A 25,552-nucleotide genomic window follows, 5' to 3' on the forward strand; every position below is an offset into this window, starting at 1 on the left:
AATGAATGTCCAAAAGCTTATAGACACTGCCAAAATGCTAGTCGCCAATGACAAGGGACTGCTAGCAATGGATGAGAGCAATCCCACCTGCAACAAACGCTTTGCCAAATTGGGTATTCCGCAAACAGAGGAATACCGACGCGCCTATCGGGAGTTGATTGTCACTACGCCCAGTCTTGGTGAGTCCATTAGTGGCGTAATCTTCTACGACGAGACGATCCGGCAACAGACGCAAGCTGGTACTCCCCTAGTGCAAGTTATCACTCAAGCGGGAATCATTCCTGGTATCAAAGTTGACACGGGTGCTAAGGATATGGCGGGTCATCCGGGCGAAAAAATCACTGAAGGGCTGGATGGATTGCGCGATCGCCTCCAGGAATATGCTCAAATGGGCGCTCGTTTTGCGAAGTGGCGGGCGGTGCTGACGATCGGCACGGACATTCCCAGCCAAGGCTGCATCGAAGCAAACGCACAGGCATTAGCTCGCTATGCGGCGTTGTGCCAGGAAGCTGGACTGGTTCCCATTGTGGAGCCAGAGGTATTGATGGCGGGTGATCATACCCGATCGCAATGCGGCGAAGTGACGGCGAAAGTCCTGCAAACGGTCTTCCAACATCTTTACACCCAACGGGTGATGCTAGAGGGCATGATCCTCAAACCCAACATGGTGCTGCCGGGATTGACCTGTCCCCAGCAAGCATCGGTGGAGGAAGTTGCGGAGGACACGGTGCAGTGTTTGTTGCGATCGGTTCCCGCTGCTGTTCCGGGGATTGCATTCCTGTCGGGCGGTCAATCCTGTGAACTGGCATCGGCTCGTTTGAATGCCATGAATCTGAAATTCAAAGTGCGATCGCCTTGGGCATTGACGTTTTCCTATGCCCGCGCCATCCAGCAGCCCGCGTTGGAACTTTGGCACGGCAAGGAGTCCAACGTGTTGGCGGCACAACAGGCACTGCTGCATCGAGCCAAGTGTAATGGGGCGGCGCGTCAGGGCGAATACAAGGCAGCGATGGAAAGGACGGCAGCATGAAACCAAACCCCCTGCGCCATTTCGGGATCGTTGCCCCCATGTTCAGCCAACCTCACTCCCTAACAAACATGAAAATTCTAGAAGACTCTCGTGATTTGATTTACACAGATTGGACGTTGAGCGAAGCGAACTTCGATCCAGAGCATTTGGCTGCTAGAGAAACCGTCTTTACGATCGGCAACGGTTGTTTAGGGACGCGGGGCAGTTTTGAGGAAGGCTTCCCAGAGGCGTTGCCAGCCACCTTAATTCATGGAGTTTATGACGATGTGCCCGTGATCTATACCGAGTTGGCAAACTGTCCTGACTGGCTATCCTTGATGATTTCTGTGGACGGAGAACGGTTTCGGCTCGATCGCGGCGAAATCCTTCACTACGAGCGGCAGCTTGACTTACATCATGGGCTTTTGAGCCGATCAGTGCGCTGGCGTAGTCCCACTGGCAAGACGTTGGATTTAAAGTTTGAGCGCTTTGCTAGTCTGGACGATCACCACGTATTAGGACTGTGCTGTCAAATCACACCGATCGACTTTAGCGGCACGATCGAGGTACAGTCCAGCCTCAATGGTTATCCTGACACCCAAGGCTTTAACCACTGGGAGCAGATCGATTCGGGACAGATCGAACAAGGGACAGGGCGGGGCGTTTGGCTACAGGTACGCACCCGCAGGTCTCACATTGATCTCAGTATGGCGTTCAAACTAGCGGTGATCGGGGCTGATGCCTCTTTTCAGGTGACAAATGCTCGCGGTGACTCTACCGTATTGAGCGTCTTCAGTGCGATCGCGGGACAGACTATCAGCATTGAAAAGGTCGCGACAGTGTTTACGTCCCAGGATGTTGAGATCCCACTGCAAGCAGCCCAGGACAAACTGGCGAATCTGCCAGCATACAGGGTGCTCCTTGATGCTCATCGGCGGGCGTGGGATGCCGTTTGGGAACACAGCGATATTGAGATCGAGGGCGATCGCACGGCTCAGTTGGCAGTGCGCTACAACATATTTCAACTCCTGATCAGCGCCTCCTCTCACAACGATCGAGTCAGCGTTCCGGCTAAAACGCTGTCTGGGTTTGGCTACCGAGGGCATATTTTTTGGGATACCGAAATTTTCATCCTGCCCTTTTTTACTTTTACGCAGCCTGCGATCGCCCGCAACTTGCTCACCTACCGATATCACACCCTGGAGGGCGCACGTCGCAAAGCCGCCCATAGTGGCTACAAGGGCGCAATGTTTGCCTGGGAAAGTGCCACCACTGGCGATGAGGTAACGCCCCAAACGTCGATATCGACCGACCCCTATGCAGAAGTAGTCCGCATCTGGTGTCGCGATCGCGAAATTCATCTGAGTGCTGACATTGCATTAGCTGTCTGGCACTACTGGCAGGCAACGGGCGACGATAACTGGCTGCGCGACTATGGCGCTGAAATCATCCTCGACACGGCGCTGTTCTGGATGAGCCGGCTGGAGTGGCACGCCGAGCAGGAACGGTATGAACTGTGCGGGGTGATTGGAGCGGATGAATACCATGAGCGAGTCAATAACAATGCCTTCACCAATCGGATGGTGCAGTGGCATCTCGAAAAGGCTATAGCTGTCTACGACTGGCTACAACAGACGTTTCCAGATCGGGCAACTGCACTGGCACAAGAACTGCAACTCACCGCAGAGCAGCGGCGGCTGTGGCAGACAATGATTGACAAGCTGTATATTCCTCACGATGCCGAAACAGGTCTAATCGAGCAGTTTGAGGGGTTTTTCAAGCTTCAAGATATCGATTTGAGCAAGTACGAGCCCCGCGATCGCTCGATGCAAGCAATTCTCGGTATTGACGCCACAAATCAGCGGCAGGTACTCAAGCAGCCCGATGTGTTGATGCTCCTCTACTTGATGCGAGACACGCAAGCTCTCCCGGATTATTGTAATGTGCTGCAAAAAAACTGGGACTACTACGCGCCCCGCACAGACAGCACCTACGGATCGTCCCTGACACCCGCCATTCACGCGAGCCTCGCCGCCAATTTAGGTGACGTAGAAGAAGCCTACAAGCATTTGATGCAGGCTGCGATGGTCGATCTTGATGATAATCGCGGCAATACCATAGATGGTATTCATGGGGCTTCCGCAGGCGGAGTTTGGCAAGCTGTGGTGTTTGGCTTTGGCGGCATTCAACTGAAAGACAGTGGCCCCGTTGCCACTCCCCACCTCCCTCCCACCTGGACTCGTCTCAAATTCAAGCTGAACTGGCGCGGCACTTGGCACTGCTTCGATCTAGTGCCGTCGCAGGCTCACGCGACTGACGCTCACGCGACTGACATTCAGGGGTTCATTTTCGACCTTGACGGGGTTCTCACAGACACGGCTGAATTTCATTACCGTGCTTGGCAGAAACTGGCTGACGAAGAGCATCTGCCCTTTAACCGAAAGGCAAATGAGGCACTGCGAGGTGTCGCTAGACGCAAATCTTTGATGCTGATTGTGGGCGATCGCCCGTACTCAGAAGCCCAGATCCAGGAAATGATGGAGCGCAAAAATCGCTACTATGTGGCATCGATTCAAAGCATCACACCGCAGAATCTTTTGCCAGGAGCGATCGCGCTTTTGGACGAACTGAGGCAAGCGGGTATGAAAATTGCGATCGGCTCTGCCAGCAAGAATGCCAAAGCTGTGATTGAGAAGTTGGGGATTGCCGCTCATGTGGATGCGATCGCAGATGGCTACAGCGTCGATCGTCCTAAGCCAGCCCCTGACATTTTTCTGTACGCCGCAACTCAGTTAGGACTTGCTCCAGCTCACTGTGTGGTGGTGGAAGATGCCCCGGTTGGTGTTGCCGCCGCGATCGCTGCTGGTATGGGGTCGATCGGCATCGGTTCTCCCAGTCGTGTTGGTGCTGCCAATCTCGTTCTACCCAACCTGATCGGGGTTCACCTGACCGAACTGCAAACCAAATTAGATCATAGAGCGTTAAAAGTATGACAAAACGCTGCAAGAAATGGTTGACGAAGCGCAATGAACGCTCATCAAGTTCTTAAAGATGGGGTCAGAGAATGTTTTTAATAAGCTGCAAGAAATCAATTCAGACAATATTTTGGGGATTTTTACTAGGTATTTGTGTTTTATTTACCCTTGGTCAAAACTCAGTTCTGGCGGGGTCTTTGGCCGAAACTGGCGTGATTGCTCAAGAGAGTCCAGCAATCTCTGAAGTCGCTGTGAATCTGGAATCGGAGGTCGATCGCTTTCTCACTTCAATTCCATCAGGCTATTTCACGATCGCCAATGTTGCAGGATTGAAAACCCGATTAAAAAATCCTCAAACCGTGTTGGTAGATGTGCGAGAACCCTCTGAGTATAAGTCGGGACATATCCCTAACGCGATCAATATTCCGCTTCGCACACTGGCTCAAACCTTGAATGAAATCCCGCGCGATCGCCCGGTGGTGTTGTACTGTTCAACGGGCTATCGCTCGGCAATGGGAGTCATGACTTTATACCTATTGGGCTATGAGAATGTACAGGGATTTCCCCCTAGCTTTGCAGGCTGGAAGGCTTTAGGAGAGCGTATTGCCTCCAATTAATTCACAAAAATAATTGGATTAAACCTCCAATCTTTTACACTGAAACTACCAAAAACTTGAAACTCATGAGGACTTTTATGATCAACTTAATCAGCTTTAATCGATTTAAAATCTCCCCTTGGCGCTGGCTGCTAACCGTTTGCATTTGCGGCTTACTGCTCGTCGGGAGTTCCTTACCCGCTTTTGCGGTTGTGACGCAAATCGAAGAGTATCCAGGGCAGATGCTTTACCAATCTCGGCAAAGCCTGCAAGATCAGACTGGAAAGATGTGGCAGGCGATCGCATTTAAGCGCGTCCATCCCGAAGGAAGTGCGATCGTCTCCCTGCGACTCATCAGCTTTCCCGGTGGGGCGGAGCTCGATCGCACTCAACCGCTCACCCTAACCACATCCCTGGGACAAACACTGACTGCTAAGGATATTTCTAGCAACATTTCTCAGGACACAGCCACTCCAGCAAATGTTGGGGAATATGACATTAAGCTTGCCCTATCGCAGTTGCAGGCAGAAATTCCCTTGCAATTGACAGTACCAACCCTCGACGGGAAATCTGTCCGATTATCGGTTCCTACTGCTGCAATTCAGGAATGGCAAACCCTTACCAGCCCTTGAGTAAACGCTTTACATCAGGCGGACAGCAACAATGGGCAATCTGAAATCACTGTCAGCCTGCTAATGCCTTTTCTCTAAGCCATCACAGTAGACAGCGCCAGTGGAAGCAGCATTTTCCCCGCCGCAAACACGATCAAAGGAGAACAAACCATGAACCGGAAAATCAAAATGATTGCGAATGGCTTGCTAGCCATGATGGTAGCGCTGCTACTCGTGACCTGTACATCACACCCACACATGATGATCGCGGCAAAGGGAACTGACCGGGGAACAGAGACTTTGCCCTCAAACAGTGGTGCATTCCCACAGCCGATCAGGGCGAATGGAACTAACCGAGGGACACAATCCTTTCGCTCAAACGGTGAACGCATCTATTTCACCTCCACCAGCGATCGGGGTACAAACATTACTTCTACTGGCGTACCATCAGCGGGTGTGATGAATGGTAGCTCATCAGGCGGAATGATGGGGAATGGCTCATCAGGCGGAATGATGGGGAATGGCTCATCAGGCGGAATGATGGGGAATGGCTCATCAGGCGGAATGATGGGGAATGGCTCATCAGGAGGAATGGTGGGGAATGGCAACCTGACCTGTGCGTCCTGTCATGGAGCCGATGGACGAGGCGGTGTCCACACCATGATGGGAATGCAAACCATGAAAGCACCCGACATTCGCTGGTCAACCTTGAAAAGCGAATTTGATGCTAAAAAGTTCCGTTTAGCCGTGACACAAGGACAAGATCCCGACGGCAAAAAACAGTTGAATCAAGATATGCCCCGCTGGAACATTGGTAATGATGATCTGGCTGACTTGAGCGCATATCTCAAGACCTTACCTTGACCGGAGAGGCTCAAAAAGATGACCAAACACCATGACCAGAAAGATTCATCGTTAAATCTATTCGACACCAAAAGTCATGCGGAATTTATGCGTCCCTTGATTGTGCCGCCAGGGAAGAAAATTTCCCTTGCCAAAGACTACGACCCGGATTACAAAGCCCATTATCTGAAGAAATCGGACTCTAAAAGTGACTTGCGGGAAGTGATTGAGGCTTTAAAACATTACCAAGATATGCTTTATGCCCAAAATACTTACTCGTTGCTGATCATTTTTCAAGCGATGGATGCGGCGGGTAAAGATAGCACTATCAAGCACGTCATGTCCGGCATCAATCCCCAGGGATGTCAAGTGCATAGCTTCAAAGCTCCGTCTACAGAAGAGTTGGATCACGACTATCTATGGCGATGTTCCAAAGCGCTACCGGAACGAGGAAAGATTGGCATTTTTAACCGCTCTTATTACGAGGAAATTTTAGTAACACGAGTCCATCCAGAAATCATAGAGCAACGGCAACTTCCGCCTAGCCTAATCGACAAACACCTTTGGAAGCAGCGTTTTGAGGAAATCAATAACTTCGAGAACTATCTCGTCAAGAACGGGACAGTGATCCTGAAATTTTTCCTGAATGTCTCCAAAAAAGAACAAAAGAAACGCTTTTTAGAACGAATCGATCGCCCTGAGAAAAATTGGAAATTCTCCACCAATGATGCTAAGGAGCGTGCTTTTTGGGATGACTACATGACTGTTTACGAAGATATGTTCAATCACACCAGCACAGAATGGGCACCTTGGCACATCATCTCAGCCGATCATAAATGGTTTACGCGCCTTGCTGTAGCAGGAATCATTTATTCCCAATTAAAGGAACTCAATCTTCACTATCCCAAGGTCAGTGAGGCACAACACCAGGAACTTTTGCAAGCGAAGATAATGCTTGAGAGCGAAAGCTGAAGACGGCAATCCTTTCACTACAACTCACGATATTCAGTTGACAGTTGACAGTTGACAGCTACTTCTACCTAGAAGGAAGAGGATTGGAGTAATATACCTCTTGCAAAAATCCGAAAATACCCTGAAACAATCTGCGTCAATCGGTGTTGCATCTGCCCGATATCTGCGATTGCTCTATGACTCGAAGATTTCTACAAGAGGTCTAATGAATAGTCTGATTTTAATTTCTCGCCTTTAGGGGAAAGGCTTTAAACCAATTTTTTCTGGTAAAAACAATAAGGAATATACATCATGAAACCCAGTACCAAAGCTCCTAAAGCGCCCAAAGATCCCAAATCGCAGCCCGATGCCAAAGACGATTTGAAAACTCTGCCACTACCAGAAGTGCAGAAAAGATTAAAGTCGTCACCAGATGGTCTCCAGAAAGCCGAGGCAAAAAAGCGCTTGACTGAAAATGGGCCGAATGAGATTGAGGAAAAGAAGACTAACCCACTCTTGAAATTCCTCAGCTATTTTTGGGGCCCGATTCCGTGGATGATCGAAGTGGCAGTGATTTTGTCAGCCGTGGTGCGACACTGGCCAGATTTTTTCATCATTCTCTTTTTACTGTTGACCAATGCGGTGGTCGGTTTCTGGGAGGAACGTCAGGCGGGCAATGCGATCGCGGCTTTGAAGGCTAAACTTGCGACTCAGACTCAGGCGAAACGTGATGGGCAATGGGTGACATTACCAGCGCGCGAACTGGTTCCGGGCGATGTCATTCGGCTTCGCTTGGGTAACATTGTGCCAGCCGATGCCCGCTTGCTGGATGGTGATTCAATGTCGATCGATCAGTCCACACTGACGGGCGAATCTCTACCCGCTACACGCAACTCTGGCGACGCGGTATTCTCTGGCTCGATCGTGCGTCGGGGTGAGAGTAACGCGCTGGTTTATGCCACAGGTAGCAAAACCTATTTCGGCAAGACGGCGCAACTGGTGCAGGAAGCTCATACAGACAGCCATTTTCAAAAGGCAGTGCTCAAGATTGGCAATTACCTGATCGTCCTCGCGCTTGTATTGGTGACGTTGATTATTACTGTTGCGCTGTTCCGTCATGACCCTATCCTCGAAACGTTACAGTTTGCTTTGGTGCTGACTGTTGCCTCGATTCCTGTGGCGATGCCAACGGTGTTATCCGTGACGATGGCAGTTGGTGCACGGAAACTTTCTCAGAAAAAAGCGATCGTTAGTCGGTTGGTGGCGATCGAGGAATTGGCTGGTGTGGACGTTTTATGCGCGGATAAAACTGGCACTCTGACCCAGAACAAGCTGACTTTGGGCGATCCATTCAGCGTCAACAATATCCCCGCCGATCAAGTGATTTTTAATGGCGCACTGGCATCAAGTGCAGACAATAACGACACGATCGATCTCGCTGTTCTAGACGGACTCAAAGATCAGGATTCATTAAAGACTTACAAGACTGTTCACTTCACCCCCTTCGACCCGGTTCACAAGCGCACCGAGGCAACGGTGAAAGGCGCGGACGGCAAAACGTTCAAAGTGACCAAAGGCGCGCCACAGGTGATTCTAGCACTGTCAAAGAATGCTGACCAGGTGAAGCCTGATGTTGATAAGGCGGTCAACGACTTTGCAAAACGCGGCTTTCGCTCATTAGGTGTGGCGCGATCGGAGAATGATGATCAATGGCAATTTATGGGGGTGTTACCGCTGTTTGATCCGCCTTGGGATGATGCTGAATCAACGATCGCCAGTGCAGGCAAGATGGGCATCAAAATCAAGATGGTGACAGGCGATGCCATTGCGATCGCGCAAGAAACCGCTAAGAAACTGGGACTTGGTACAAATATTCTCGATGCGAGTGGGCTAGGCGATTCAAAGCAGCAAGAAACTGCGGCAGTCACGCAGTCGATCGAACAAGCGGATGGTTTCGCCCAGGTGTTCCCCGAACATAAGTTCCACATTGTCGATGTGCTACAGAAACAGAATCACATTGTGGGCATGACGGGCGATGGAGTCAATGATGCCCCTGCATTGAAGAAGGCTGACTGCGGCATAGCTGTTTCGGGTGCAACAGACGCGGCGCGTGCAGCGGCTTCGATTGTGCTGACAACGCCCGGACTGTCAGTGATTATTGATGCGATCAAGGAGAGTCGCCGCATTTTCCAGCGGATGAACAGCTACGCCATCTATCGCATCGCTGAGACGCTGCGTGTATTGTTGCTGATGACGCTGGCGATTTTGGTGTTTAACTTTTACCCACTCACCGCAGTCATGATCGTGATTCTGGCATTGCTTAACGATGGTGCTATTTTGTCGATCGCCTATGACAATGTGCAATACCGCAATCAGCCTGAAGCTTGGGATATGCGCTTGGTGTTAGGGATTTCTACAGTGCTGGGTGTGATCGGGGTTATCTCCGCGTTCGGCTTGTTTTATCTTGGGGAGCGTGTCTTTCATCTCGATCGCGATCACATTCAAACCTTGATGTATTTGAAGCTATCTGTAGCGGGACATCTGACGATCTTCCTCACGCGCACACGCGGCCCATTTTGGTCGATTCGTCCTGCACGCATTTTATTGATGGCAGTATTCGGGACGCAAGCTGTGGCGACGGTAATCGCAGTTTATGGGCTATTTATGACACCCCTTGGCTGGGGTTGGGCAATGTTTGTTTGGGGCTATGCGCTGGCATGGTTTATCGTGAATGACTGCGTGAAACTGCTCGCGTATCGGCTTTTAATGCCACGGAGATCGAGCCAAACAAATTCTATCAGAACCGCTTGAGCCTGCGAAATCGACTGCTAAATTCACTGGCAGAGGCGGTAGAAACCAAACAATACCCAGTTGATCTATACAGCTATTTTCACAAGCATCAAAGCACAGGGGATTTAAGCCCCCACCTTTAGGTGGATTGTTTTTAGGCAGGGGATTTAAGCCCCTGCCTAAAAACTTCGCTGTCAACTGTCAACTGTCAACTGTCAACTGTTAAAAATACAGGTGAGTCAGATGTGGATTCAGTGGACTGCAACGATCAGTTTTTTAATCTATGGAATCGGTGATTTCTGCATCCATTATTGTGCTGGTGATTCGGACGCGGCAATCGATTCTCACGAGCAAGCCGGGAAAGTATTTGTTGATGTCAACGATCGCGATCGTCATGATCGCACTATTTCTTCCCTATACTCCGCTTGCAAGTTTACTGGGATTCCAATCCTTGCCGCTCGAATTCCTGTTAGTGCTGGCAGCAATTGTCGGACTTTACATCCTCTGTGCAGAAACTGTTAAACGAGTTTTCTATCAACACATCCACTCTTGACCATTCACAATTCACCGCATCAATCTCTTGTAAGCTGAGAAGAAAAACATGATTACTGTCCACCACTTGAACAACTCTCGCTCCCAGCGAGTGCTCTGGCTGCTAGAAGAACTCGACCTAGAGTATGAAGTCAAGCGCTACGAGCGCGATCCGAAAACAATGCTCGCTCCCGCGTCGCTGCGTGCAGTGCATCCATTGGGTAAGTCTCCGGTGATTACCGATGGTGGGCTGACTCTGGCTGAATCCGGTGCGATCGTCGAATACTTAGTTGACCGTTACGGTGGCGGACGACTCGCTCCAGAGCTTGGCACGCCGGAACGGTTGCGATACATCTACTGGCTGCATTATGCTGAAGGCTCTGCGATGCCGCCGCTAGTGTTGAAGCTAGTCTTTAACCAAGTTGAAACAAGTCCGATGCCGTTTTTCGCTCGACCGATCGCGCGGTCAATTGTGGCTCGCGTCAATAAATCGTTCATTGATCCTCAAATCGCACTGCATCTGGGTTATCTAGAAGCAGAACTTGAGAAAAGCTTATGGTTTGTTGGTAGTGAGTTCACCGCAGCCGATATTCAGATGAGCTTTCCATTGGAGGCGGCGGCTGCACAGGTAGGGTTGGACAGCAGCCGACCGAAACTGATGGGCTTTCTCGATCGCATTCACGGGCGTCCCGCATACCGCCGTGCATTAGAACGTGGCGGGGCATACGAGCTGCTGAATTAAGTGGAAATCCTTTCATAAACTGAGGTGAAGCGTTCAGCCCGAAACCATTGTTAATAATGCTGGAAAGTCTGTGATGCCTTTGACATCATCACACCCTCTATTGGTGAGGCGATCGCAAGGTGCAATTGACGATCGCTGAACGCTTGAAGTTACCCATCAATGCCATTAAAGTTGCGATCGATGCTCAGCGCGATCGCCGACGTGGAAGAGAATTCCAGCGGTCAACGCAAGCCGGAACTCAAACCCTTCTACCAAGGAGTAGCACAGACGTTGAGCGGTGCAGAAAAGATTCTGATTTTTGGTAGCTCGACCGGAGCCAGCAGCGCGATGGACTATCTGCTGGCCGAACTGAAAAAACATCACCCGGATCTCAATACCTCTCGGTTAAGGAACTTTGGTTAACAATCCTTAACGAGTTTACAAGCATTTCAGGAGATTAAATCCTACAATTTTGTGCTTAACCGAGAGGTATTGCACCTTACTCTACTTGTCAACTAATGCCCAATGCCCAATGCCCAATGCCCAATGCCCAATGCCCAATACCCAATGACAACTGACTAATTACTACTCAGGGTTTACTACTATTGGGTTGACTGGTGTTTTTGGTTTGCCAAAATAAGCTTGAAATACCTCTTTGGCGATCGGGGCGGCGGCAACAGCACCAAAACCGGCATTTTCCACAATCACGGCGATCGCAATTTCTGGCTTTTCAGCAGGCCCGAATGCCACATATAGCGAGTGATCCTCCTGTCCGATGACCTCCGAAGTCCCTGTTTTGCCCGCAGTCAGCGGAATCGAACCGTCATTGAGTCCCTGTCCCGTACCCTCGGAAACTACTGCGATCAATCCTTCCTTAACCACCTGAACTGTCGAAGGTTTGATCCCGATCTTTACCCGTTGAGTCTCTGGAGTGCCAGTCATAGAAGTCAAAAGATGGGGCTTGACTCGATAGCCGCCGTTAGCGATCGAACTCACCATTACCGCCTCCTCCAAAGGAGTCACCAACACCAACCCCTGACCGATCGACATCGTTACCGTATCGCCCTCATACCAAGGTTCTTTATAGATTTTCTCCTTCTCGGCCGGTGTCGGAATTTGACCGTGACTGCCCCCGCCTAGCCCCAAAAGATTCAAATTCGTATCCTTGCCAATTCCCAAGCGGTGTCCCCACTTAGAAATTTCCTCTGGCCCGGTACTCATCCCCACTTGATAAAAAAACGTATTGCTGCTGAAAGCCAAAGCATCCCGAAAGCCGATGTCGCCGTAACCGCCGCTGTGTTCATTAAAATTAATTCCGCCCACAGTAATGTAAGACGAAGTACCCAAAATTGAGTCTGGCGAAAACTTGCCTGACTCGATACCGGCGACAGAAGTCACAATTTTAAAAGTGCTGCCTGGGGGGTAGCCTTGCATCGCTCGATTCAAAAATGGATCTTCCTGGTCTTGAAGAGTTGCCCAGTCATCCTTAGTAATTTTTCGCGTAAACAGATTGGGGTCAAAAGTCGGGTGGCTGGCGAGAACTAATACCGCGCCGGTTTTGACATCCAGGGCGACGACTGCTCCCCGGCGGTTCCCCAGGGCTGTTTCCGCTGCTTTTTGCATGGACAAGTCGATGGTTAGCTGCACTGCCTCGCCCGGTTTCGGGGGTGTTTCTCCCATGAGCCGCAATTCTTGATTTTGGGCATTTACCTCGATCAGCCGATCGCCCCAAACTCCCGCAATCTCCTTGTTAGAACTCGCTTCTATGCCCATCTGACCGACAATCATCCCCATCGGATATTCCGGGTGAGCTTTCAAATCTTCTGCGGTAGCTTCGCCAATATATCCCAAAACATGAGCCGCCAAACTGCCTTCGGGATAGTAGCGGTTTGCTTCGGGCCGCACTTCCACTCCCCGCATTTGTCCCACCTGTTCTGCTAGCGGTACAAACACCTCTGGCGGCATCGCTTGCTTGATCCGCACGGGTCTGTAGGATAGAGGATCGACCTTTTTTAATTTCTCTAATATTTCTTTAGCCGGGATTTTCAGCAGCGGACTCAACTTGTCTGCTGTCACTTTCCACTGTTCCGGCGTTTGTTCTTTCGGCCACAAATAGACCGATCGAGCTAAATTGTTTCCCGCTAGCAGCTTGCCTTTGCGATCGACAATATGTCCGCGATTTGCCGGCATTGGCACTAGGCGAACCCGATTGTTTTCGGCCCGTTCCCGGTTTTGCTTACCTTGTACCAGTTGCAATTCCACCAGCCGACTAGCGTGCAGGCCCAGCAAACCGGTTGCCACCAGCATTAATACGATCGCCCGATGTATCGGACGCGACTGTTTCTTAGGAGTTTCCCCCAGAGTTTTGTCTGAAGAGCGAAATTCTGAGAGCGAATAAATTTGTCGTTGCATCATTCTATAGGTAGATGTCAAATCCTAGATCTTAGATTTCTGATTCTCAAGTTTGCAGTATACAGCATCAGACCGGGGCGATCGGCTTTCACTGTTAGGCGCAGCGGAACGATCGATAATAACTCATGACTAATAACTCATCACTATTGACACTCTCAGCGAAGACAGCGACTGAGATTCTTAAGATTTTGCAACCTTAATATCCTGATTGCTCAGGTTCCCAAACTCACCGCGTTTGCTCGCGTGAGCGCAGTGATACCTTTTGGGCGTTTAGATGGCTAGCACCAAGTTTCGCGTCCTGGCCCGCGTACTATTGTCAAAACTCGATCTCGAATAGTTTTTGCAGCGCCAATATCAGCGTGTTCGTGATAGCCACATTCGACACACATGAACTTTTCACCATCTCTATTCGACTTGTCGATATGACCGCAATTCCTGCATTCTTGGCTAGAGTGTTTAGGATTGATTTTAATTGTGATTTTTCCTTGCTTCACAGCAAGATACTCAATCTTCAAAATCAATTCACCCCAACCTGCATCAGAGATAGAACGATTCAAACCTTTTTTTCTGGATTGTCCATTCCTAAGAAACCTCCCAGCTTTTTTGTCAGTTGTCACCTTGCATCGGCGCATCATCCTAGAGATGTTTAAATCTTCTAGGGCAATCACATCGACGTTGCGAGACACAATCTTGTTAGCAACTTTCCATTGATGCGATTGGCGTTTATTACCAATCTTTTGATGAAATCGCCCAACTCTGATAGCCGCTTTTTTGCGGTTTTTGCTACCTTTGACCTTACGGCTAACTCGCCTTTGTCTAATTTTCAGAGTCCGCTTAGCTTTTTTGTTGGTTGCAAACTTGGGATTCTCGATTTGATATCCATCAGAAAGGTGAACCAACTTAGTTATTCCTAAATCGCACCCTATTACTTTGGGATTATTACGCCTGAGTTTAGCGCTGTATTCAGGTACAGATTTATCCTCTATTCTGAGGGAAATATACCAACCATTTTGACGTTTTCTAACCGTGCAAGCCTTGATGGTAAACCCATCTGGGATTGAGCGAGAGTTATGAAATCGCATCTGGCCCAGTTTAGGGAGATAGATTTTATTGCCCTTTAGTTTTACGCCCATCACATAAGTAAAAGACGTAAAGTTGCTACGGTTTTTGAACCTGGGAAATCCTCTCCCTTCAAAGAAATTCTTGTAAGCAGTGTCTAAGCGTTTAACATTCTGTTGTAGAACTGTTGAATCTATTTGAGCATACCAATGTCTAGCAATTTTCAATTCTGGCAATGCTGTAATTTGAATGTCCGCCGCACTTCTACGGGGATTTCTAGCCTTACCTTCTCGATCAAACTTATAGTCTTTCCAGGGATTTCCAGTTGCGCCACTTTTGCTAACGAAACAGGTTAACGGTGAAATTTCGCCATAAGTTCTAATATCGCAGTAGTCGCCTTGGACAAACTGTTGGCTGTATTGGTTAATCCTGTCATTTAGACACCAGTTGTAATGACTTCTAAGCATATTTACCCAAGCCGACATCTTTAAGACTTGCGTTTGATTGGGGCGCAATTTGTAAATATAGTTTGTTAGCAATCTCACTCACCTCCTTGTTCATATCTTAATATAGCAGGCGCCTTTTAAATATTAAGAATCAAGAAAGATTCACGGCGGTTAAAACCGCCCGTGCCGCTTACATCTCATGGCTAAAGCCGATGAGTTTTCCGCTTGCCGAACTTTTTTTATAACTCATGACTGCTGACTAATCGTCCAAGCACCAAGAAATAGCCAGCACAATTAAGATCAGGCTCAGCCAATTAGGAAAGTGAAGCCAGCCGAAGATCTCTACAGGTAACATTATTAAACCCCATGTCAATAGGGCACCGATCGTCAACAGCAAAGCCAAAATTATCATAAAAAAACTCGGTAAGTGGGAAACTCAGTGGCTTTAGCCTCGGAGAGGGAAACGACACGGGTGGTTTTAACCACCGTGAATCTTTCCATCACCGCCTTGGGATTGCTTGGCTAGGTGTACTTTTGTAATGTACTCTCAATGGGAAAATTACCATTTCAAGCTTCACAATCTTGTACATAATGGTTGCCTTTGTTGGGCCTCCCTTACGGGGTAATGTTAGCTTGTCGGTCAATGTTATCAGGGCTTGCGCAGGGCTAGCAGCACTGTAAAGCGTGACTTTAGAACTTGTTTAACCACTAGCGACAGAGCAGGGGACTAGCTTCGCATCCACAGGGTGTCGTGACCTAAATAACGTAGTCAGTTAAAACTATAGCTGGTCAGAATAGCTTGTGAGTAATTTCTCGCGACCAAGCGAGCGTGTCTTTAGACCTGAGTTCCTGACATCGAGCATCTTGAGAGCGTATAATTTCGGATGTGAGCCGATCGCGTGTGGCAGAACTCGGAGTGGCACGATCGAGGGCGATCGCACAGGTCAGGGTTCCGATGATAGAAATCAGGAACAAAAGCCAGAAGGTTTTTCACTCAATTAAACAAAAATTGTTCTTCCTCTCCAAGTTCCGATTCTTGGGACTCAGACGAGTATATTCTGAGTTGTAATTTTAAGTTGTGACACAGGAGTATTGCCATGTGGTTCCATCTGCCAGTCCATTTCAAAAACAGTGCGCTCTTAGCTGCTACCTGTGCGATCGCCGCCCTACCAGTTTTAGCAGAAACAGCCAACTTCGGCACTTTAACTTTATCGCGAGGTTTTGACTCCCCAACAGCAATGTTGAGAGGTTCCACAGGCGGATCGTACTCTCTCTCTGCCATTGCTAACACCGATCGCCACAAAAACAAATGTTTGGGCTTTGCCACTCCTACTCCAGACCACATCATAATCTTGCAGCAAAACTTTTCAAAACTCGCAATCCAAGTCAACAGCGGAGGGAAGGACACAACCTTAGTCGTACAAGGCCCCGGTAACAGCGTGCGCTGCGGAGACGATACAGGTCAGAATAAAGATGCCAGCATTGTAGATTCAGACTGGCAAGCAGGCTCTTACAGGATTTGGGTCGGTACTCTCGAAGCCGGAGCCAAGTCTAACTATACAATCTCACTACAGGAATAGAACGCAGCCACGCTGTGGGATGGACACGCTAAAATATTCTACATCCTCAAATTTTTCTCCCAATCGCCCGATCGCCCGATCGACCACTAATATCATGTCCGTTCGATTAGATTGGATCGCGCGTGCGGACTTAAGTCCGCAACCGAACAAGCGGACTTAAGTCCGCGCTACGAACCGTTTATGTTGTGACAATCGACCGAACACGATCTAACTTCCGCGATCGAGTAAAATTGTAAAATTGAAAGTGGCGTGTTTAACCAAAATTGGGAACTCCGAAAGTGCTTCATACCCTTAAAGCTGACTTCAGTATAATTTTCGATCGCGACCCAGCCGCTCGCAACTGGCTGGAAGTATTGTTTTGTTACCCAGGTCTTCAGGCCCTAGTGCTGCACCGCCTCGCACACTGGCTTTATTTACTGGGACTTCCCTTCATTCCCCGCTTGATTTCCCACATTGCTCGGTTTTTGACAGGAATAGAAATTCACCCAGGTGCAACGATCGGCAAAAGCGTCTTCATCGACCACGGTATGGGGGTTGTCATCGGCGAAACAGCAATAATCGGCGATTTTGCCCTAATTTACCAAGGTGTCACCCTCGGAGGCACAGGCAAAGAAAGTGGCAAGCGTCACCCTACCGTCGGCGAAAATGTAGTTGTCGGTGCGGGGGCCAAGGTACTAGGAAACCTGCTAATTGGCAACAACGTTCGCATCGGCGCAGGTTCCGTCGTCCTGCGCGATGTACCGTCAGACTGCACGGTAGTAGGGATTCCCGGCCGCATCGTGTATCGATCGGGAGTCCGCGTCAATCCCCTAGAACACGGCAGTTTGCCGGATTCGGAAGCTGTGGTAATTCGCTCTTTGCTCGATCGCATCGAATCCCTCGAACAGCAAGTAAAAAGTTTGGTTCCTCAAGCATCTGTCTCCTTAACTTCTGTTCCCAATTCCTATTCAGCATTTCCACATTTAAACCAAACCAACAATGTAGCCCTAGCTGAAAAAACCGAAGTTGTTGCCGCCGCTTGTCAGTTAAAAGATAAAGCAATTCAAGAATTTTTCGACGGCACCGGCATCTAAAATTTGAATTGGCCAAACAGGGCATTGGGCGAAGCGAAGCGGAGGGATTGGCCAAACAGGGCATTGGGCATTGGAACTGACAACAAATAACCAATAACCAATAACGAATAACCAATAACCAATAACCAATAACTAATGACTACTGACTACTGACTTCTTTTTCAAGGATTGACCGATCGCACAAACCAATTTCCATCTGCATCGCGTCCGTAAAGCGATCGGTTCTGCGGTTCCCCCCGCAACTCCAAAAAATCCACCGTTTCGGGTTCCAACAACAGCAAACAAAAATTCGACAGCGGCTCGTGAGCATCTGGGGAAGCAGAATCAAAAGCACCAAAATCCGCCTTATCTTCCCCCGGTGCAGGCCAAGCAAACTGCGATCGAGCAGCCTCAGAAAGCTCCTGCCAAGCTGTGCGGCGCGCTGTAAACAACTCGGAATCTGCATCGGATTGCCGCACCAAAATCAGTTGTCCGGCAATCCGAAATTGTTCGCGAGTTTTAGGGAAATACCAGCAAATCTCCCCCCAAGGATAGAGGTCAATTTCCTCGGTCTTCTGACTGCGAATATCAGTAATAAACTTCAACTGATTAGTATCTCCTAAAAAACCTCGAAAAACCACAGTGCGGTTAGCCGGACGCCCAGTGGCGCGAACGGTTGCTAATTGCAAGTAGCGGGCAAAAGCAAGACTGCGGTTGCGGTGCAGAGCTCGCGCCAAGGGCGATCGCCAAAGTGCTAAACACATAAAGGAAGGAAGAAGGAAGAAGGAAGAAGGAAGAAGGAAGAAGGAAGAAGGAAGAAGGAAGAAACAGTTATCCGTCAATTCCCTGTCATACTATTGGTAATTTTATGTCAAATACACACTCAAAACTCACAAATATTGAAACTCCCCACAGCGGCTACCACTGGGACGGCAGTTCCCGGCGCTTTTTTGAAGGCTGGTACTACCGAATAACATTACCAATTCACGGACAATCCTTTGCCTTCATGTATTCCATCGAAGATCCTAGAGGCGGTCAACCTTACAGCGGCGGTGCAGCTCAAATTTACGGCCCTAAAGATAGCTATTTATGCCGCACCTTCCCCGACGTAAATAAATTTTGGGCGCACCGAGAAAGCTTGGGTTTAGGACATTGGGGCAAAACAAATTTACAAATTAAACCCGCATATTTAGAGCCGCAAATATTCGACAGCCACATCGAAGAAGGCTATCAAGCTACTGCTACCTTAAATCAAGGTTATCTGCATGATCCCGGAAGTGGCAGTCACTGTTATTGGGAGTACGAAATTAAACCAATTTACGGCTGGGGAAACTCTGCTGAACTCCAAAAATCTACGGCGGGAATGCTATCTTTTCTGCCCGTATTTGAGCCTGGATGGCAAATTTTAATGGCTCACGGTTTAGCCACAGGATGGATCGATTGGAACGGCGAACGCTACGAATTTACAGATGCTCCCGCTTACAGCGAAAAAAACTGGGGCGGTGCTTTTCCGCACAAGTGGTTTTGGATTAATTGCAATTGTTTTCAAGGCGAAAGTGATTTAGCTTTAACTGCTGGCGGCGGCAGGCGAGGCGTGCTGTGGTGGATGGAATCGGTAGCAATGATTGGCATCCATTACCGAGGCAAATTTTACGAATTTGTGCCTTGGAATTCGCAAATTAGTTGGAATATTGAACCTTGGGGAAGCTGGAAAATCCAGGCGAGAAACAGTCAGTTTGAAGTTGAGTTAATTGGGACTACAAACAGTTCTGGTACTTATGTGCGAACTCCTACAGCCGAGGGTCTGGCTTTTTGTTGCCGGGATACGACGCACGGCGAATTACGCTTGCAACTGCGAGAATTATTGGGCCCAAATGTTGAAAAAAATGGCAAGCAGCGCTCTAAAATTATCTTAGAGGCTCAAAGTTCTTTGGCCGGTTTGGAAGTTGGTGGCGGGCCCTGGGATGACGTTTGGCGATCGAATTAAATCAGCAGTCATTAGTCATTAGTCATTAGTCGGTCAACTGCCAACTGCCAACTGTCAACTGTCAACTGTCAACTGCCAACTGTCAACTGTCAACTGTCTTCAGACCGACTTTACTTTAAATTCAAGCCAATTTCTTCATTATTAATAGAGCCGTCGGGCATTATTGCCCCATTCAGCACCGCACCTCTGAGATTTGTTCCCGTTAAATTAGCACCTTCTAAATTAGCATTGCTGAGATTCGTAACTTGCTTGGAACCTCGGAAAAAGAAGCTGTGTAAGTCAGCATTTGTCAAATTACTGTCTGCCAAATTAGCATATTGCAAATCAGCACCGTGTAGCGTCGCATCAGTTAAATTAGCTTGAGTGAGATTGCTTCCCCAAAGTCGAGAATCCAACAAATTAGCATCTTGTAAATTAGCGCGACTCAGATTTGCCAAAGTCAGATTAGCATCCCACAATTTAGTTCGGTTTAAATTAGCTTCCGTCAAATTTGCTCGACGGAGATCCGTCCCCAAAATATCAGCATTTGCTAAATTAGCGCCACTGAGATCTGCGTCCGAAAGGTCAGCATTTTTTAAATTAGCGCCGGACAAGTTGGCGCCGGACAAATTAGCGCCGCTCAAGTTGGCTTCTTGGAGATTAGCTCCTCGCAAATCGGCAGCGCTCAAATCGCATTGCTTCCACAAAAAGCTGACGCACCAATTATCTTTTAATAGCTGACTCACATCCTCGGCATTCGCGGCCAGAACTGGAGGAGTCAAGTAGAGAGTGAACAGGACGATCGCCAATACTGCCACCGCTAAAGTTTTTAACCTCAGAACTCTTTTCATTGACACTAATTTGCGCAATAGATTCTTGATGTGTAATCAAAGCATACCAAAGAATCGGCAACTTTCATCAGCAATATTACTCAAAAATATTAGTGAAATGTCGATCGCCGTTAGCCCAGCCCCCAACTTAACTCGGCCAGTCACGGGCGAATCCTCTTACCTAGAAAACGGGTTGCTTCACAGATGCGTCGGTGCCAGACAATTTTTTTCCCGAAACCCGGTATCAGATGCTCGCAAGTGCGATCGGGATTTACTGATAGCATAAATCATTACAAGGTACTAAGCTTTTGCCCATTTAAATTGTATATTTCAATAAACTATTCCGCCTCCACAGTCAAATATTCTCGCTTTCCTCCTTTCTCCCCTCTTCCCCTCTCTTGAATCTGGGCAGCAATCAACCGCCCAGCTAGCCTGAAACTACGAGATTTAGCGGGTTATAGCAGCAATTATCCCTAATTGCGATCGACATCACTAACTAAGCCTAACTCAGAGCACACAAGTCAATCGGTTCTATGAAACCTACTCAAACCTACTCATGGCAGATTTAATGTTCACTTCCTGCTTCTTCCAAGGGAGTTGGCTCCTACTTGTCCACAGGCTTAACTTCAGACCGAACTGGTCTTACTCATGCCAGATTGACGAGCTAAATTAATCGCAGCATTCAAGTCGCGATTAATTGTTATACCGCAATTGGAACACTCAAAAACTCGCTCTTTCAGTGGCATTGACTGAATATGACCGCAACTTGAACAAGTCTTTGATGACGGATACCATCGATCGACCAATTCAACCGTCGTACCGTACATAGCTGACTTATATTCCAATTCACGCCGAAATTCATAAAAACCACAATCTGAAATAGCTGCCGCTAATTTATGATTAGCAATCATCCCACTCACATTCAAATCTTCGATGCAAATGTGGGCATATTTTCGGCTAATTTTTGTGGTGGTTTTCTGCAAAAAGTCTCGACGTTGATTGGCAATTTTAGCATGAATTTTGGCAATTTTACGATAATGTTTTCGGGCATTATTGGATGCTTTCACACCCAATCTGCTATTACCCAATTGCTTATGGCGATTTCTCCACTGTTCTTTGCTCAGCTTGGTTTTCGCTGTTTTGAGCGGACGGGGAGACTCGTAACAATTGCCATCGGAAAGAGTAGCAAAAGTTGACACACCCAAGTCAATGCCTACAGTTTCCACAACTGGGTGAAACAACAGTGGCATCTTTTCGGCTTTTATAACGAAGGAAACATACCATTTATCTGCGGTGCGCGAGATGGTAAATGTCTGCGCCATACAAGGAAATGGGATTGCTTCCTTGAGTTTAAAAGTCCCCAAGGTGGGAATTTTTATTAACTTTTGCGGTTTGAGTAAAACTGCATGATTCCAGTCAGCCGCATCTACTGTAAAAGAGTCGCCATCTTTTTTTCGTTTGAACTTTGGGAACTTTCCTAATCCTTTAAAGCATCGCGATAGTGCTTCACCGAAATAGCGGAATGTGGTTTTATAAACTCTGGAAGACAGAGTGGTAGTCCATTGATATTCTGGTAATTTCTTGACGTGGTTGGTGAAAACTCGTTCAATCGCTGCTACTTTTTTGCTGCTGCTACCCCTGTGTTCTTTAACACCTTGATATAGAGATAAGGCGAAATTGTAGCAAAATCTCGCATAGCCAGAATGCCGCGCCATCAAGGTACGTTCTTGATTATTAAGTTTTAGTTCTAGTTTGATGGCGTACATATCTAATTAAGATTTTTGAACAATTTCCTTCCGATTCCCAACGTCTCAAGGTTGAGACGCACTCGAATTGTTTCAATTCGGCTGCTGAGCGAAATTGTCAACTTACTCACGCATATATAGCACACTTAATAAGCAGCTTTAGGAATATTTAGGTAAATTTTTATGAACAGTTCTTACCCCCGCGCATCACCCAATCTCATCAAACTTATCACGTCCCTAAGAGTACGGATATCACCGTGAAATTTGGGAATGGAGAATGGAAAATGGATCGTGTGGCAAGGTGCGCACTGCGCACCCTACACCTATAATTATGGCATGAGTATTGTTAAAGTTAGCCAATTCTTAAGGCAGCATCGCCCACTGGTAAGTCATTGGGACGGGAAATAGTAGAAAAGTCAATTGCAAAAGCAGCGCTTTGAACTGCGGCGGGCGTGGCATTTTGAACAGTGGCCAAAGTAGCCCCTCCAACTTGAATTAAAGTATTGCTTCCAGACTGAGTGAAAGCAACGTTTGACAAACTGCTACCGCCAATGCCAATGCGATCGCCCTGGGCAGATATAAAATCAGTAATTGTGTCTGTTTCTGCACCACCTGCGATTAAAACAAAAATATCTGCACCTGCGTCACCAGTGAGAGTATCGTTGCCTACATCTCCCATCAAAATATCATTGCCATCGCCACCAGTTAGCAAGTCATTCCCTTTACCGCCTCTCAAAAAGTCGTTACCAGCATCGCCATTGACAGTATCGTCGTCGAGATTTCCGTTGATAATATCGTTACCAATACCGCCACTAATTAAGTCGCTACCTTTGCCGCCTCTAATAAAATCGTCGCCCGCTTCGCCCGTGAGAGTATCGTTGCCTTGGCCGCCGTTAATTGCATCATCAATCGGTGAACCGATAATGCGATCGTTTCCGCTACCTCCCCGCACGCCGATGGGGTTTTGCTGAGAATCTTGGGCGGTGACTTGATAGGTGTTCGGGGCATCAGGCAAGTTGAGCGATCGCAAAGGCAGATTTACAAAATTGGTATTATTGACAAAACTATTCAGCACAGCAGCATTGGTAATAATACTCGAAACCCGACTGGGGACAATCCCTGCAACGACTTTAGCACTGGAAATGCGATCGCCCTGCTGCACCGCATTAACCGTGTCAAAACCTTGAACAACATTGCCAAAAACAGCATAATTGCCATCCAAAAATGGCAAAGTATCCAAAGCAAAATAGAACTGCGAAGAAGCCGAATTCAAAGCGCTAGAACGAGCCATTGCCACAGCCCCTTTCGTGTGCGGCAACTGCGGCTTTTCGGTCACAACTTGGTTATAAACTGGTTGTGCCGCGCCTTGCGGTTTGATTTCCAAAGGAATAAAACGCGCCTGATTCGTATCCGGGTCAATAAAATTACCCGTTCCCAATTGACCCGCCGGAATGCTAGTATCCTTGCTGCGCGGATCGCCCCCTTGCACTACAAAAGGATCGGGCTGGCGCACAACTCGATGAAACATCACCCCATCATAGGTGCCACGTTCAACTAAATCCACAAAATTGCCCCCAGTAATCGGGGCATTAGTGCCGTCTACTTCGATCACCACCGGTTGACCATTAATTACCTGGACTACTGTAACTTTGCCTGTTAACGGGAGTGCAGCGCTCATAAGTAAATTGCTATTTGAGTGAGTGATATTTGGTTTCATACCAAATCCTGGCTAAATATCCCCTTTACTTCTTAGCCCGCAAACACCGGCTTCGTTGTATAGAAGCGGTTTTAACCGCCGAATCATAAAGGGGTAGGTAACTCGGATTTAGTATTAGAAGCAATCCGCGAATTGCTCCTACCCATTTAATCAGAAAACTGTAAACTTGTGTTATGTACAGTTCTACTTGTGAATTTATGATTTCCCGGCGCAAATTTTTTAGCACTTTATTGGTAATTTGTCTAGCCTTTGTGAGTTTCAATGTTGCTCCTCCAGCCTTTGCCCTCGGTGGCAAACTGCCGGCAGTGAATCAAGCCGCACCAGATTTTAGTTTACCGACAAACAGCGGCGACGGGCAAGTCTCGCTGTCCGATTATCGCGGTAAGTGGCTGGTAGTCTACTTCTATCCCAAAGATTTTACATCCGGTTGTACGATCGAAGCACGTCGATTCCAGCAAGACTTGCCGAAATACTTAGCAAAAAACACTCAAATCATCGGCATCAGTGCTGATGATGTCAACTCCCACGCGGAATTTTGCGACTCAGAAGGTTTGAAATTTCCGCTGTTAGCCGATACCGACGGCCAAGTCAGTAAAGCTTACGGTTCTTGGATGAGTTTTATCTCGTCCCGGCACAGTTTTATTATTGACCCTGAGGGGATTTTGCGGGAAACTTTTGTCAAAGTTAATCCGGCGATTCACTCCAAAGAAGTCTTGGCTCGTTTAGGCGAATTGCAGACTAACAGCTAATATTATCTCACCTAAATAACCGCAATCAAATAGGTTCGTAGTGAGGACTTTAGCCTTTATTCAGGATTTTAAATCCGACTAAAAACCCCACTACAAACCTGATATTAATTTAATTATTTTACGACACTTGATACCTGGTAACGAGACAAGCTATAAAGTCAATTTCAAATCGAAAATTGCCTATCCCGCCATATTCAGTGAGAATTGAACTTACTATTTACGGCAACAGGCTCTGAAGAAGATTCCGGCTCTGACAGATTTCTTTTTCGGCTAGCAAAACGGCGTTCCGGGTCAATCCCCTCAAAAGTTGGCGGCAACCAAACTCGGATGACCAACAATATTCCCAAAACCAGCAAAAATCCACCTGTTGATAATATTTGAACCCAGGGAGTTTCCAGCACACCCCGCACAATAACTTCTCGCAAAACTGAAACAATACAAACTTCAACCGCCACGCCGATAGAAACGCGCTGCTCTTGCAAATAAATAATCAGTAGCCGAAACAATTCCACCAAAACCAAGAGAAAGAGAATATCAGCAGTCACTTCCTGAAAATTCAAAGGAGGCAACAGCGAGAAAAACATTTCTCGCAGTTCGAGTACCATGAAACAGAACAAACCAATACACAAAGAAATTACAATTAAGTCTTGAACAGTTTCCAGACCGCTGACTATTAGTTTCAAATTTAACCATTTAGGAGGGGAATTGGTCTGGTTATTTGAACGGTTTTCCATTGACTGCTCCGGGAATCTGTTGGACTTGCTTACAGCTTAAGTTAAATTGAGCTGATCTTTGACAAAAAACAGGTTTAATTTATTTATAACCATCATCAAACTTCTGTCTGTTGAGAATTTTCCACAAACTTTTATTTATCACGCAGGCGGGTTGACTTGTTGCCAATGTTTGTGCTATGTGAAATCTGGTATTAGTAAATTTGGTGAAAATCATAATTCAAAATCCTAAAATGCT

General features: G+C 47.7%; 24 protein-coding genes. 15 read left to right on the forward strand and 9 right to left on the reverse strand.

All coding sequences use genetic code 11. The features are described 5' to 3' along the window. Nucleotide 1: 1 nt before the first annotated feature. The 10 genes from QUB66_RS01800 (at nucleotide 2) to QUB66_RS01845 (ending at nucleotide 11,450) form a co-directional block, all read left to right on the forward strand. A complete protein-coding gene (locus tag QUB66_RS01800) occupies nucleotides 2-1,030 on the forward strand; it encodes a class I fructose-bisphosphate aldolase (RefSeq protein ID WP_332967829.1) in 1,029 nt (342 codons plus the stop codon). Continuing rightward, nucleotides 1,027-4,002, forward strand: coding sequence for a beta-phosphoglucomutase (gene pgmB, locus QUB66_RS01805; protein WP_332967828.1), 2,976 nt, complete (start codon nucleotides 1,027-1,029; stop codon nucleotides 4,000-4,002). The genes QUB66_RS01800 and pgmB overlap by 4 nt, the downstream gene beginning before the upstream one ends. Nucleotides 4,003-4,073: 71 nt before the next feature. Further along, nucleotides 4,074-4,601 carry a rhodanese-like domain-containing protein gene (locus tag QUB66_RS01810; protein ID WP_332967827.1) on the forward strand — a complete coding sequence of 176 codons (528 nt, stop codon included), beginning with the start codon at nucleotides 4,074-4,076 and terminating at the stop codon, nucleotides 4,599-4,601. Nucleotides 4,602-4,678: 77 nt separating this feature from the next. After that, nucleotides 4,679-5,212, forward strand: coding sequence for a DUF3122 domain-containing protein (locus QUB66_RS01815; RefSeq protein ID WP_332967825.1), 534 nt, complete (start codon nucleotides 4,679-4,681; stop codon nucleotides 5,210-5,212). Nucleotides 5,213-5,380: 168 nt separating this feature from the next. Then, nucleotides 5,381-6,055 (forward strand): c-type cytochrome, encoded by a 675-nt coding sequence (locus tag QUB66_RS01820; RefSeq protein WP_332967824.1) that lies wholly within the window; start codon nucleotides 5,381-5,383, stop codon nucleotides 6,053-6,055. An 18-nt stretch (nucleotides 6,056-6,073) separates the two neighbouring features. Beyond that, a complete protein-coding gene (locus QUB66_RS01825) occupies nucleotides 6,074-7,006 on the forward strand; it encodes a polyphosphate kinase 2 family protein (RefSeq protein ID WP_332967823.1) in 933 nt (310 codons plus the stop codon). Nucleotides 7,007-7,297: 291 nt separating this feature from the next. Beyond that, the gene (locus QUB66_RS01830) at nucleotides 7,298-9,796 is read left to right on the forward strand and encodes a plasma-membrane proton-efflux P-type ATPase (RefSeq protein ID WP_332967822.1); all 2,499 of its coding nucleotides are present in this window, start codon (nucleotides 7,298-7,300) and stop codon (nucleotides 9,794-9,796) included. A 262-nt stretch (nucleotides 9,797-10,058) separates the two neighbouring features. Continuing rightward, a complete protein-coding gene (locus tag QUB66_RS01835) occupies nucleotides 10,059-10,328 on the forward strand; it encodes a cation transporting ATPase C-terminal domain-containing protein (protein WP_332967821.1) in 270 nt (89 codons plus the stop codon). 48 nt (nucleotides 10,329-10,376) lie between these two features. After that, entirely contained in the window at nucleotides 10,377-11,048 is a 672-nt protein-coding gene (locus QUB66_RS01840) for a glutathione S-transferase (RefSeq protein ID WP_332967820.1), read from the forward strand. 159 nt (nucleotides 11,049-11,207) lie between these two features. Continuing rightward, the gene (locus QUB66_RS01845) at nucleotides 11,208-11,450 is read left to right on the forward strand and encodes a hypothetical protein (protein WP_332967819.1); all 243 of its coding nucleotides are present in this window, start codon (nucleotides 11,208-11,210) and stop codon (nucleotides 11,448-11,450) included. Between the two features lie 162 nt (nucleotides 11,451-11,612). On the opposite strand, the gene mrdA is transcribed toward QUB66_RS01845, so the two are convergent. From mrdA to QUB66_RS01865, 4 genes are all read right to left on the reverse strand, one after another. Then, complete coding sequence (gene mrdA / locus QUB66_RS01850) at nucleotides 11,613-13,442, reverse strand: penicillin-binding protein 2 (protein WP_265233104.1); 1,830 nt, start codon at nucleotides 13,440-13,442, stop codon at nucleotides 11,613-11,615. Between the two features lie 275 nt (nucleotides 13,443-13,717). Then, nucleotides 13,718-15,037 carry an RNA-guided endonuclease InsQ/TnpB family protein gene (locus QUB66_RS01855; protein ID WP_332966336.1) on the reverse strand — a complete coding sequence of 440 codons (1,320 nt, stop codon included), beginning with the start codon at nucleotides 15,035-15,037 and terminating at the stop codon, nucleotides 13,718-13,720. A gap of 696 nt (nucleotides 15,038-15,733) precedes the next feature. Next, nucleotides 15,734-15,919, reverse strand: a complete 186-nt coding sequence (locus QUB66_RS01860; RefSeq protein ID WP_332966335.1) for a hypothetical protein — start codon at nucleotides 15,917-15,919, stop codon at nucleotides 15,734-15,736. A gap of 19 nt (nucleotides 15,920-15,938) precedes the next feature. After that, nucleotides 15,939-16,292, reverse strand: coding sequence for a hypothetical protein (locus QUB66_RS01865; RefSeq protein WP_332966333.1), 354 nt, complete (start codon nucleotides 16,290-16,292; stop codon nucleotides 15,939-15,941). Nucleotides 16,293-16,296: 4 nt separating this feature from the next. Here QUB66_RS01865 and QUB66_RS01870 point away from each other — a divergent pair, with 4 nt between their 5' ends. Next, nucleotides 16,297-16,524, forward strand: a complete 228-nt coding sequence (locus QUB66_RS01870; RefSeq protein ID WP_332966332.1) for a hypothetical protein — start codon at nucleotides 16,297-16,299, stop codon at nucleotides 16,522-16,524. Between the two features lie 278 nt (nucleotides 16,525-16,802). Then, on the forward strand, nucleotides 16,803-17,597 hold the full coding sequence (cysE, locus tag QUB66_RS01875; protein ID WP_265233108.1) for a serine O-acetyltransferase: 795 nt from the start codon (nucleotides 16,803-16,805) through the stop codon (nucleotides 17,595-17,597). A gap of 161 nt (nucleotides 17,598-17,758) precedes the next feature. Here the strand turns inward: cysE and QUB66_RS01880 are convergent, their stop codons facing one another. After that, on the reverse strand, nucleotides 17,759-18,340 hold the full coding sequence (locus QUB66_RS01880) for an Npun_F5749 family FMN-dependent PPOX-type flavoprotein (RefSeq protein WP_265233109.1): 582 nt from the start codon (nucleotides 18,338-18,340) through the stop codon (nucleotides 17,759-17,761). Here QUB66_RS01880 and QUB66_RS01885 point away from each other — a divergent pair. Both QUB66_RS01885 and QUB66_RS01890 read left to right on the forward strand, forming a co-directional pair. Further along, nucleotides 18,291-18,440, forward strand: coding sequence for a hypothetical protein (locus QUB66_RS01885; protein WP_332966331.1), 150 nt, complete (start codon nucleotides 18,291-18,293; stop codon nucleotides 18,438-18,440). The two genes, QUB66_RS01880 and QUB66_RS01885, sit on opposite strands and share 50 nt — an antisense overlap. A gap of 4 nt (nucleotides 18,441-18,444) precedes the next feature. Further along, nucleotides 18,445-19,563, forward strand: coding sequence for a tocopherol cyclase family protein (locus QUB66_RS01890; protein WP_332966329.1), 1,119 nt, complete (start codon nucleotides 18,445-18,447; stop codon nucleotides 19,561-19,563). 110 nt (nucleotides 19,564-19,673) lie between these two features. Here QUB66_RS01890 and QUB66_RS01895 read toward each other — a convergent pair whose 3' ends face one another. From QUB66_RS01895 to QUB66_RS01905, 3 genes are all read right to left on the reverse strand, one after another. Continuing rightward, a complete protein-coding gene (locus tag QUB66_RS01895; protein ID WP_265233111.1) occupies nucleotides 19,674-20,393 on the reverse strand; it encodes a pentapeptide repeat-containing protein in 720 nt (239 codons plus the stop codon). A gap of 605 nt (nucleotides 20,394-20,998) precedes the next feature. Next, nucleotides 20,999-22,138 carry an RNA-guided endonuclease InsQ/TnpB family protein gene (locus QUB66_RS01900; RefSeq protein WP_265233112.1) on the reverse strand — a complete coding sequence of 380 codons (1,140 nt, stop codon included), beginning with the start codon at nucleotides 22,136-22,138 and terminating at the stop codon, nucleotides 20,999-21,001. 331 nt (nucleotides 22,139-22,469) lie between these two features. Further along, nucleotides 22,470-23,795, reverse strand: a complete 1,326-nt coding sequence (locus QUB66_RS01905; protein WP_265233113.1) for a peptidylprolyl isomerase — start codon at nucleotides 23,793-23,795, stop codon at nucleotides 22,470-22,472. 236 nt (nucleotides 23,796-24,031) lie between these two features. Between QUB66_RS01905 and QUB66_RS01910 the strand changes: the two genes are divergently transcribed. Beyond that, the gene (locus QUB66_RS01910) at nucleotides 24,032-24,583 is read left to right on the forward strand and encodes a peroxiredoxin (protein ID WP_265233274.1); all 552 of its coding nucleotides are present in this window, start codon (nucleotides 24,032-24,034) and stop codon (nucleotides 24,581-24,583) included. A gap of 194 nt (nucleotides 24,584-24,777) precedes the next feature. On the opposite strand, the gene QUB66_RS01915 is transcribed toward QUB66_RS01910, so the two are convergent. Continuing rightward, nucleotides 24,778-25,317 (reverse strand): phosphate-starvation-inducible PsiE family protein, encoded by a 540-nt coding sequence (locus QUB66_RS01915; protein ID WP_265233114.1) that lies wholly within the window; start codon nucleotides 25,315-25,317, stop codon nucleotides 24,778-24,780. Nucleotides 25,318-25,552 lie beyond the last annotated feature (235 nt).

Source organism: Microcoleus sp. A2-C3, assembly GCF_036706065.1.
Taxonomy (GTDB): domain Bacteria; phylum Cyanobacteriota; class Cyanobacteriia; order Cyanobacteriales; family Microcoleaceae; genus Microcoleus.

Bases quoted from the DNA above. Each gene is read 5' to 3' on its own strand.
- QUB66_RS01800 (WP_332967829.1), top strand. From the start codon at position 2: ATGAATGTCCAAAAGCTTATAGACACTGCCAAAATGCTAGTCGCCAAT.
- pgmB (WP_332967828.1), top strand. From the start codon at position 1,027: ATGAAACCAAACCCCCTGCGCCATTTCGGGATCGTTGCCCCCATGTTC.
- QUB66_RS01810 (WP_332967827.1), top strand. From the start codon at position 4,074: ATGTTTTTAATAAGCTGCAAGAAATCAATTCAGACAATATTTTGGGGA.
- QUB66_RS01815 (WP_332967825.1), top strand. From the start codon at position 4,679: ATGATCAACTTAATCAGCTTTAATCGATTTAAAATCTCCCCTTGGCGC.
- QUB66_RS01820 (WP_332967824.1), top strand. From the start codon at position 5,381: ATGATTGCGAATGGCTTGCTAGCCATGATGGTAGCGCTGCTACTCGTG.
- QUB66_RS01825 (WP_332967823.1), top strand. From the start codon at position 6,074: ATGACCAAACACCATGACCAGAAAGATTCATCGTTAAATCTATTCGAC.
- QUB66_RS01830 (WP_332967822.1), top strand. From the start codon at position 7,298: ATGAAACCCAGTACCAAAGCTCCTAAAGCGCCCAAAGATCCCAAATCG.
- QUB66_RS01835 (WP_332967821.1), top strand. From the start codon at position 10,059: ATGGAATCGGTGATTTCTGCATCCATTATTGTGCTGGTGATTCGGACG.
- QUB66_RS01840 (WP_332967820.1), top strand. From the start codon at position 10,377: ATGATTACTGTCCACCACTTGAACAACTCTCGCTCCCAGCGAGTGCTC.
- QUB66_RS01845 (WP_332967819.1), top strand. From the start codon at position 11,208: ATGCCATTAAAGTTGCGATCGATGCTCAGCGCGATCGCCGACGTGGAA.
- mrdA (WP_265233104.1), bottom strand. From the start codon at position 13,442: ATGATGCAACGACAAATTTATTCGCTCTCAGAATTTCGCTCTTCAGAC.
- QUB66_RS01865 (WP_332966333.1), bottom strand. From the start codon at position 16,292: ATGATGTGGTCTGGAGTAGGAGTGGCAAAGCCCAAACATTTGTTTTTG.
- QUB66_RS01880 (WP_265233109.1), bottom strand. From the start codon at position 18,340: ATGTGTTTAGCACTTTGGCGATCGCCCTTGGCGCGAGCTCTGCACCGC.
- QUB66_RS01890 (WP_332966329.1), top strand. From the start codon at position 18,445: ATGTCAAATACACACTCAAAACTCACAAATATTGAAACTCCCCACAGC.
- QUB66_RS01895 (WP_265233111.1), bottom strand. From the start codon at position 20,393: ATGAAAAGAGTTCTGAGGTTAAAAACTTTAGCGGTGGCAGTATTGGCG.
- QUB66_RS01900 (WP_265233112.1), bottom strand. From the start codon at position 22,138: ATGTACGCCATCAAACTAGAACTAAAACTTAATAATCAAGAACGTACC.
- QUB66_RS01905 (WP_265233113.1), bottom strand. From the start codon at position 23,795: ATGAGCGCTGCACTCCCGTTAACAGGCAAAGTTACAGTAGTCCAGGTA.
- QUB66_RS01910 (WP_265233274.1), top strand. From the start codon at position 24,032: ATGATTTCCCGGCGCAAATTTTTTAGCACTTTATTGGTAATTTGTCTA.
- QUB66_RS01915 (WP_265233114.1), bottom strand. From the start codon at position 25,317: ATGGAAAACCGTTCAAATAACCAGACCAATTCCCCTCCTAAATGGTTA.